At 70.9% G+C, this 8,150-nt stretch carries 7 protein-coding genes and 1 pseudogene; 6 read left to right on the top strand and 2 right to left on the bottom strand.

All coding sequences use genetic code 11. The features are described from left to right. Window positions 1-287: pseudogene (locus ACLBYE_RS28295) on the bottom strand (GNAT family N-acetyltransferase); the annotation flags it as partial. Window positions 288-1,070: 783 nt separating this feature from the next. Here ACLBYE_RS28295 and ACLBYE_RS28290 point away from each other — a divergent pair. The 5 genes from ACLBYE_RS28290 to ACLBYE_RS28270 all read left to right on the top strand — a co-directional run bounded on the left by ACLBYE_RS28290 (window position 1,071) and on the right by ACLBYE_RS28270 (window position 6,792). Further along, window positions 1,071-2,237 carry a type III PLP-dependent enzyme gene (locus ACLBYE_RS28290; RefSeq protein WP_020091146.1) on the top strand — a complete coding sequence of 389 codons (1,167 nt, stop codon included), beginning with the start codon at window positions 1,071-1,073 and terminating at the stop codon, window positions 2,235-2,237. Between the two features lie 253 nt (window positions 2,238-2,490). After that, window positions 2,491-3,042 (top strand): GNAT family N-acetyltransferase, encoded by a 552-nt coding sequence (locus ACLBYE_RS28285; protein WP_447696708.1) that lies wholly within the window; start codon window positions 2,491-2,493, stop codon window positions 3,040-3,042. Between the two features lie 262 nt (window positions 3,043-3,304). Next, the gene (gene dgcN / locus ACLBYE_RS28280) at window positions 3,305-4,318 is read left to right on the top strand and encodes an N-acetyltransferase DgcN (protein WP_020091144.1); all 1,014 of its coding nucleotides are present in this window, start codon (window positions 3,305-3,307) and stop codon (window positions 4,316-4,318) included. Window positions 4,319-4,478: 160 nt separating this feature from the next. Then, the gene (gene dgcA, locus ACLBYE_RS28275; protein WP_447696707.1) at window positions 4,479-5,462 is read left to right on the top strand and encodes an N-acetyl-D-Glu racemase DgcA; all 984 of its coding nucleotides are present in this window, start codon (window positions 4,479-4,481) and stop codon (window positions 5,460-5,462) included. A gap of 280 nt (window positions 5,463-5,742) precedes the next feature. Continuing rightward, the gene (locus tag ACLBYE_RS28270) at window positions 5,743-6,792 is read left to right on the top strand and encodes a ketopantoate reductase family protein (protein WP_091980370.1); all 1,050 of its coding nucleotides are present in this window, start codon (window positions 5,743-5,745) and stop codon (window positions 6,790-6,792) included. A 141-nt stretch (window positions 6,793-6,933) separates the two neighbouring features. Here the strand turns inward: ACLBYE_RS28270 and ACLBYE_RS28265 are convergent, their stop codons facing one another. Beyond that, entirely contained in the window at window positions 6,934-7,272 is a 339-nt protein-coding gene (locus ACLBYE_RS28265) for a DUF1491 family protein (protein WP_447696706.1), read from the bottom strand. A 327-nt stretch (window positions 7,273-7,599) separates the two neighbouring features. Here ACLBYE_RS28265 and ACLBYE_RS28260 point away from each other — a divergent pair, with 327 nt between their 5' ends. Then, window positions 7,600-7,890 carry a hypothetical protein gene (locus tag ACLBYE_RS28260; RefSeq protein WP_447696705.1) on the top strand — a complete coding sequence of 97 codons (291 nt, stop codon included), beginning with the start codon at window positions 7,600-7,602 and terminating at the stop codon, window positions 7,888-7,890. The last annotated feature ends 260 nt before the right edge of the window (window positions 7,891-8,150 follow it).

Here is an 8,150-nt window from a genome sequence, read left to right as displayed (position 1 = left end):
ACCGCGATCGAGGCCAGCCGGGCGATCCGGCTGCCGCGCCGCCGCTCCAGCACCGCGGCGCCGACGAGCACCGGAACGGGATCCCGGTCCGGCGGGTCGATCAGGGCCGCCAGCACGTCCATGGAGGGCGAGCGGATCGCGTGGCGGATCGCCCGGCGCTCGGCCCGGTCGGTGGCGAAGGCGGCGTGCTCCAGGGCGACGAGGGCGTCGAGATCGGCGAGCGTGGCGGTGCGAATCGTCGGCGCGGGGAGCCCGTCGACGACCGGGCTGCGCAAGGGGGCGCTCATGACGAGGCGCTCATAACGGGGCGCTCACAGGGCGGCGCTCACGCCCGCGCCGTCGCGGTGGATCTGGTCGGCCCGGCCATCGCTCGCTCGCCTGAGTACTCTGCCCCGTCCGGTCAGATGCCCGCTTCCGCCCCGCTTGGGAAGCCCGCACGGCCCCGTCGACGCGGTCGGGATGCGTCGTTGACGGGTAGCCGATGCGTCGTTTTTGCAACGGAGCGCGCGGGGTGTGGATTGCGGGCGGAAAAGCGGGCGTTCCGGGGCGGTTTCCCCTTGTCGCGCGGGTCCCGTCTCCGTATATGCGCCGTGCCCAATTTCGCACGTGCCTGTGGCCGCGTGTCGGTTGGTGGGCATCCGGTCAACTGCCGGACAGCCGCCAGGGGTCTTAAAGGATCGATGGTCGCAAGGGTGGATCCCTACGGCCGGCATCCAGGTGGCGACACCGGACCCCGACAACAACCGGCAGCCGGAGGCGAAACCGGCGAACCCCGCTCTCCACGGGGGACGCAGCTTAAAGCAACGACGAACGGGCTTTTTTGGTCTCGTCGGCCCTCCACAGGCCGGCACCGAAGAGGCTTGTTTCTCTTTGCCCGGCGTGCGGTGGGGGTCCTCCCTTCCAATCCACGGCAGCTTCCGGGTGCTCTGCGCCCGCTCCGACGCACGCGTCTCCAAAGCGCGTGGGTCCGCGCGACGCATCGCCCCCTGACGCCGGCGGCCCGTTCGGGCCGTCATCTTCGACAGCGCGCCCCGCGTAGGGCGCTCGCGAACCCGTGCCGGGAGACGACCATGACCGACCGCATCCGTGACTTCCTGCGCGTGCGCCGCGACCTCGGTCAGGACGAGGGCCCCGTGATGGTCCTCGACCTCGACGTCGTGCGCGACAACTACACCGCCTTCGCGCGCTCCCTGCCGGACACCCGCGTGTTCTACGCCGTGAAGGCGAACCCGGCCCCCGAGGTGCTGCGCCTGCTCGCCGAGATGGGCTCCTGCTTCGACACCGCCTCCGTCGCCGAGATGGAGATGGTGCTGGCCGCCGGCGCCACCGCCGACCGGATCTCCTTCGGCAACACCATCAAGAAGGAGCGCTGCATCGGCCGCGCCCTCAAGCTCGGCATCCGCCTGTTCGCGGTCGATTGCCAGGCCGAGGTCGAGAAGATCGCCCGGGCCACCGACGCGCTGGGCGTGCCGGCGGGCGAGGTGCGGGTGTTCTGCCGCATCCTGTGCGACGGCGCGGGCGCCGACTGGCCGCTCTCCCGCAAGTTCGGCTGCGTGCCCGAGATGGCCGCGGACGTGCTGGAGCACGCCCACCGCCAGGGGCTCGAGGCCTACGGCATCTCGTTCCACGTCGGCTCTCAGCAGGGCAACACCGAGGCCTGGGACGGGGCGCTCGGCTCCGCGGCGGCGATCTTCCGCGAGTGCGCGGAGCGCGGCATCGGCCTCTCGATGGTCAATCTCGGCGGCGGCTTCCCGACCAAGTACCTCAAGGCGGTGCCGGGCGTGGAGAGCTACGGCGAGGCGATCTTCCGGGGCCTGACCAAGCATTTCGGCAACCAGATCCCCGAGACGATCATCGAGCCGGGCCGCGGCATGGTCGGCAATGCCGGCCTGATCGAGGCCGAGGTCGTGCTCGTGTCGAAGAAGTCCGCCGAGGCCGACGAGGTCCGATGGGTCTACCTCGACATCGGCAAGTTCGGGGGGCTCGCCGAGACCATGGACGAGGCGATCCGCTACCCGATCCGCACCGCGCGGGACGGGGAGGCGACCGAGCCCTGCGTCATCGCCGGCCCGACCTGCGACTCGGTGGACGTGCTCTACGAGCGGCAGCTCTACCCGCTGCCGGTCTCGCTCTCGATCGGCGACAAGGTGCTGATCGAGGGGGCGGGCGCCTACACCACGACCTACGCGGCGGTGGCCTTCAACGGCTTCCCGCCCCTTCAGCAGATCGTCATCTGATCCTTCCTAGGATCAAGACGGGTTCCGGCTGAGGGACGCAGGCTTCTCCGTCCTCGCGAGCGGAGCGAAGCGATCCAGGGACGCGCGACGCCTTCCGACGTTTCGCTGCCCTGGGTCACGTCGCTTCGCTCGTGATGACGGGGAGGGCGACCCGGCCGGACGCTGACGTCCACCACCGCATCGACCGAGGGCGTACGGCTCTCGGTCACAGACAATCGCTTCTCCCGCTCGCCGGCCCGGGGAGGGCACAGCCATGATCGAGATCCGCGCGGAGCATCTCCACGACGTCCCGGCGCGCGAGCGCCTGCTCGACGCGTGCTTTCCCGGCAACCGGCGCGCCAAGACCTCGGAGCGCCTGCGCGAGGGCCGCCTGCCGGCCCGCGGCCTCGCCTTCGCGGCGACCCGGGCGGGACGGCTCGTCGGCACCCTGCGGCTGTGGCACGTCGAGGCCGGGCTCGCCCGCCCGGCGCTACTGCTCGGCCCGCTCGCCGTCGATCCGGCGATCCAGGGCCAGGGGCTCGGCTCGGTGATGATGCAGGCGGCCCTCGGCCGGGCGGAATCCCTCGGACACGGCGCCGTGCTGCTGGTCGGCGACGCGCCCTACTACGCGCGCTTCGGCTTCGACCGGGCGCTCGCGGAGGGCCTGACCCTGCCGGGGCCGTTCGAGCGCGCGCGCTTCCTCGGTCTCGAGCTGCGCGCGGGCGCGCTGGCGGGCGCCGAGGGGATGGTCCAGGCGACCGGCGTGCCGGCGCCGGTGGGCGCGGTGGCCAACGAGGCGGGGGTGGCGCGACGACGCGCGGCCTGAGTTGGAGCGCCACGCGCCGCAGGGGTGAGGCGGCGGACGCGCCGTCTTTGCCAGCGCAGCGAAGCAACCCAGGGTGGCGCGCACTCCCAGGCTGTAGCGTGTCCCTGGGTCGCTTCGCTGCGCTCGCGATGACGGCGTGCAGAGCCGGTATGCTCCGTGGGGCGGCCGCATCGACCGCCTTGGCCAGCCCCATGCATTGCGCACGCCGCCCGCGATCCCGCATAGACGGTCCGCCGGCCTCCCGGAGAAGGTTGCTCGACCGATGCAGATCGCCACGCCCTACCTGATGTTCCTGGGCGACGTGCCCGACACGCTGGCGGCCAAGACCGCCTACGGGATCAAGGACTGGCGCCCCGAATGGTGCGTCGGCCAGATGCGCCTGCCGGGCTGCGCCGCCGATCTCGGCATCCCCGACATGACCCTGCCCGAGGCCCTGGCGAAGGGCTGCCGGACCCTGGTGATCGGCGTCGTCAACGCCGGCGGCGTCCTTCCGGACCACTGGGTGAAGGAGATCGTCGCGGCGATCGAGGCCGGTCTCGACGTGGCGAGCGGCCTGCACGTGAAGCTCGGCGCGGTCCCGGCCATCGCGGAGGCCGCCGCCCGCCGCGGCCGCCAGCTCCACGACGTCCGCCACACCGACGAGCGCTTCCCCACCGGCAAGGGGACCAAGCGGGCCGGGCGGCGCCTGCTCACCGTCGGCACCGACTGCTCGGTCGGCAAGAAGTACACCGTGCTGGCCCTGGAGCGCGGCATGCGCGAGCGCGGCCTCGACGCCGATTTCCGCGCCACGGGCCAGACCGGCGTGTTCATCTCCGGCCGGGGCGTCGCCATCGACGCCGTCGTGGCCGACTTCATCTCCGGCGCCGTCGAGACGATCTCGCCCGAGGCCGAGCCGAACCACTGGGACCTGATCGAGGGCCAGGGCTCGCTCTACCACCCGTCCTTCGCGGGCGTGAGCCTCGGCCTGCTGCACGGCGCCCAGGCCGACGCCTTCGTGGTCTGCCACGAGCCGACCCGCACCAATATGCGCGGCGTGAAGCACCCGCTGCCGACCATCCGGCAGGTCATCGACCTCACCGTGCAGCTCGGCAGCCTGACCAATCCGGGGATCAAGCCGGTCGGCATCGCGGTGAACACCCAGGCGCTCGCCGAGGGCGAGGCCCGGGCGCTCCTCGACGCGCTCGGCTCCGAGCACGGCCTGCCCGCCACCGACCCGGTGCGCTTCGGCGTCGACGGGCTGGTCGACCGGATCGTCGCCGACTTCCCGGCGATCTGATACCGCTTCCCTGTGCCGGCTCTGACGCCGTCTGTGCGAGCGGAGCGAAGCGATCCAGAGTGGCGCCACGATTTTCGGCGTCGCGCATCCCTGGGTCACTTCGCTGCGCTCGCGATGACGGTGGGCATCGACCGCAGGCTTCAATCGGAGACCGTACGACATGGCCCGCCGCCTGACCCTCGCCGTCGAGCGCTTCCCGATCGCCGGCGCCTTCACGATCTCCCGCGGCAGCCGCACCGAGATCGCCGTCGTGGTGGCGACGGTCGCGGACGGCGACGCGGTCGGGCGCGGCGAGTGCGTGCCCTATCCGCGCTACGGGGAGAGCGTCGAGAGCGTCAGTGCCCTGATCGAGGGCCAGGCGGAGGCGATCGCGGCCGGGATCGGGCGGGACGCGCTCATGACCCGCATGAAGGCGGGCGCCGCGCGCAACGCCCTCGACTGCGCGCTGTTCGACCTCGAGGCGAAGCGGCAGGGCCGTCCCGCCTGGGAGATCGCGGGTCTCGCCGAGCCCCGGCCGGCCATCACGGCCTACACACTGAGCCTCGGCACGCCGGAGAGCATGGCGGAGGCCGCCCGCAAGGCCGCCCACCGGCCGCTGCTCAAGGTCAAGCTCGGCGGGGACGGCGACCCGGAGCGCATCGCCGCGGTGCGGGCCGGCGCGCCGGAATCCCGGCTGATCGTCGACGCCAACGAGGCGTGGCGGCCCGAGAACGTGGAGGCCAACCTCGCGGCCTGCCTGCGGGCGGGCGTCGCGCTGATCGAGCAGCCGCTGCCGGCCGACGCCGACGCCCTGCTCGCCGAGATCCCCCACCCGGTGCCGGTCTGCGCCGACGAGAGCCTCCACGACCGTGCCGGCCTCGACGCGCTGGCCGGGCGCTACGACGCGATCAACATCAAGCTCGACAAGACCGGCGGCCTGACCGAGGCCGTGCTCCTCGCCCGCGAGGCGCGGGCCCGGGGGCTCTCGATCATGGTCGGCTGCATGCTCGGCACCTCGCTGGGCATGGCGCCGGCGGCCCTGCTCGCCAACGACGCGGAGTTCGTCGACCTCGACGGGCCGCTGCTGCTGGCCCGCGACCGCGACCCGCCGCTGCGCTACGAGGGCAGCCTGATGCACCCGCCGACGCCGGAGCTCTGGGGCTAGGTCACGCGGGCAGGCCGGTCGTCGTCCGCCGTCCCGAAAGGGCCCCGCGCGAGGTCCTGGAGGCGCCACCCTGTGGAGATCTCGGCTGCGGAGGATAGGGATCGCCCCGCCTGTCACCGGCGGGGCCTCACAAAGGGTTTGGGATTAGGTATACCAGAAGGCTTGCCTTCCTCTCGCCCGGCTGCCATCCATCGCACGTGCGCTTGGGGCGGTGGCGTGGACGCGCTGTTCCCAGCAACCAGACAACACACAGCAAGTCTCAATGCTGGGGAGGACCGACGTGGCCAAGAACATCCTGATCCTGGGGGCCTCCTACGGCTCGCTCCTGGGCACCAAGCTCCTGATGGCCGGTCACAACGTGACCCTGGTGTGCCGGCGCAAGACCGCGGACCTGATCAATCGCGAGGGGACCGAGGTCCGCATCAAGCTGCGCGACGAGAAGGAGCACCGCGCGATCCACTCGCGCGACCTGCCCGGCAAGGTCGACGCGATGCCGCCGGAGGACGTCGACGTGTCGCGCTACGACCTCGTCGGCCTCGCCATGCAGGAGCCGCAGTACAACAACCACACGATCCGCGTCCTCATGATCAAGATCGCGGCGGCGAGGCTGCCGTGCCTGTCGATCATGAACATGCCGCCGCTGCCCTACCTCAAGCGGATCCCGGCGCTCGCCGCCATGGACCTCGAGGACGCCTACACCAATGCCGGCGTGTGGGACCGGTTCGAGCCGGGTCTGGTGTCGCTCTGCTCCCCCGACCCGCAGGCCTTCCGCCCGCCGGAGGAGGAGGCGAACGTCCTCCACGTCGGCCTGCCGACGAACTTCAAGGCCGCGACCTTCGCGGACGAGGCCCATAACCGGCTGCTCCGGGAGCTGGAGGCCGACATCGACGCCGTGCGCCTCGACGGACACGACGTGCCGGTGAAGCTCAAGGTGTTCGACTCGCTGTTCGTGCCGCTCGCCAAGTGGTCGATGCTGCTCACCGGCAATTACCGCTGCATCACCCCGGGCGAGCCGCAATCCATCCACGACGCCGTCCACGGCGACCTGGCGCGCTCGCGGGCGATCTACGACCACGTCGACGGCATCGCCCGGAAGCTCGGCGCCGACGCGGCCGATCAAGTGCCGTTCGAGAAGTACGCCAAGGCCGCCGAGAGCCTGCTGAAGCCGTCCTCAGCGGCGCGGGCCGTGGCGAACGGCGCGCCCTACATCGAGCGGGTCGACCTGCTGGTGAAGCTGATCTCGCATCAGCTCGGCGAGCCGAACGCCGAGATCGACCGCACCGTCGAGACCGTCGACCGCAAGCTCGACGAGCGCATCATCGAGGGCTGACGGGCGCTCCCTTCGCTTCGCTCCGTCATCACGAGCGGAGCGAAGTGACCCAGGGCGGCGCGCCATCGGTCGGCGTGGCGCCGCTGGATCGCGTCGCTGCGCCCGCAAAGACGGTGGCGAGGTCTCCAACCGGAAACGGTATCACTCCGCCAGATCCAAGAAATGCTGCCCCTGGCGGTCGTCGATCTCGACGATCCAGAGATCGGAATCGAACCGGATCTCCTTGGTCAGGCGCTCCTCCACGTCGAGCGGGCTGCCGCCGGTGACGATCGCGGCGAAGCGGCGGTCGCCGCTCGCCTCGGCCTCGAACAGCGCTTGCGGCGCCGGTCCGTAGAGGTCGGCGCTGCCGTCGAGCCGATCGACCTTCACGAAGATCGCGCCCGCCTCCGCGGATCCGCGCCGGCGCAGCACCGCCGGGATGCCCGCGACGTCCAGACGCCGCAGATGGGCCGAGACCCAGAAATCGGAGCGCAGGCGCATGCGTCTGTAGCCCTCTGAATCGCGCGGCCCGCGCCGCGGGCGGGCGATCCGGCGCGGCGGTCGGCCCCTGAAACCCGGCCGGTTGGGAGCGGCGCAAGCCTCCGCCATGCGCGAAAGCGCCGCCACGGGCAAGCGCAGATGCGCGACGCCGCACGTCTAGAGTGAACGGCTCAGCGCGGCGAATAATCCGTCAAAAAATCCCGTATTTCTTGGGATTAAAAAAGAATTGAACGATGTGCGTTAGCGCACATCTATAGTATTTTCTGCTGCTTAACTGAGCAAAGGGCGCCAGAAATCGCATGAAACGATGATTTGAGGAGCAATCCGATGCGGAGAATGACCTCGCTCGCGACGCTGATCGTCGCCTGCCTGTGCTTTGTTGTGCCGTCGGCCCACGCCCGTCCGGAGACGCTCATGGATTTACTGGGCCACCGCAACTCCGCGTCCTGCCCGCGCTACCAGCGGACCCCGAGCGATGCCTGCAACATCGTCGTGCACCGGCCCGGCGGTAATCCCACGCAGGACATGACCGGATCGATCGGGCACGCGAAGTCCTGGCAGGCCAATGGCGGCCCGCGTTGCAAGACGATCTGCCGGTTCACCGGCACGCAGTACTGAGGGCAGCGCTCTCACCATGACCGGCACCCGCGCCGCTTCGGCGGAACGGGCGCCGCTTCCGTCCCGCTAGAGCCGTATCCGACCATGTTGCAACGGTCGGGAAGGAGGGCGAGCCCGGTCTCGCCAGCCGCGTCAGGCCCCCTCTCCCGTGCGGGAGAGGGTTGGGGTGAGGGACGCGAAGGATCAGGACTGAACAGGCCGCCGATGCGCGTACAGGTCGCGACTCTTCCGGACTGTTCTCAGCCCTCACCCTGTCCCTC

The sequence above is a fragment of the Methylobacterium sp. A52T genome (genome assembly GCF_053346095.1).
Note: the sequence above shows the minus strand (reverse complement) of the source record. Positions and strands in the feature narration are given on the sequence as shown.

Bases quoted from the DNA above. Each gene is read 5' to 3' on its own strand.
- ACLBYE_RS28290 (WP_020091146.1), top strand. From the start codon at position 1,071: ATGACCGACCGCATCCGTGACTTCCTGCGCGTGCGCCGCGACCTCGGT.
- ACLBYE_RS28285 (WP_447696708.1), top strand. From the start codon at position 2,491: ATGATCGAGATCCGCGCGGAGCATCTCCACGACGTCCCGGCGCGCGAG.
- dgcN (WP_020091144.1), top strand. From the start codon at position 3,305: ATGCAGATCGCCACGCCCTACCTGATGTTCCTGGGCGACGTGCCCGAC.
- dgcA (WP_447696707.1), top strand. From the start codon at position 4,479: ATGGCCCGCCGCCTGACCCTCGCCGTCGAGCGCTTCCCGATCGCCGGC.
- ACLBYE_RS28265 (WP_447696706.1), bottom strand. From the start codon at position 7,272: ATGCGCCTGCGCTCCGATTTCTGGGTCTCGGCCCATCTGCGGCGTCTG.
- ACLBYE_RS28260 (WP_447696705.1), top strand. From the start codon at position 7,600: ATGCGGAGAATGACCTCGCTCGCGACGCTGATCGTCGCCTGCCTGTGC.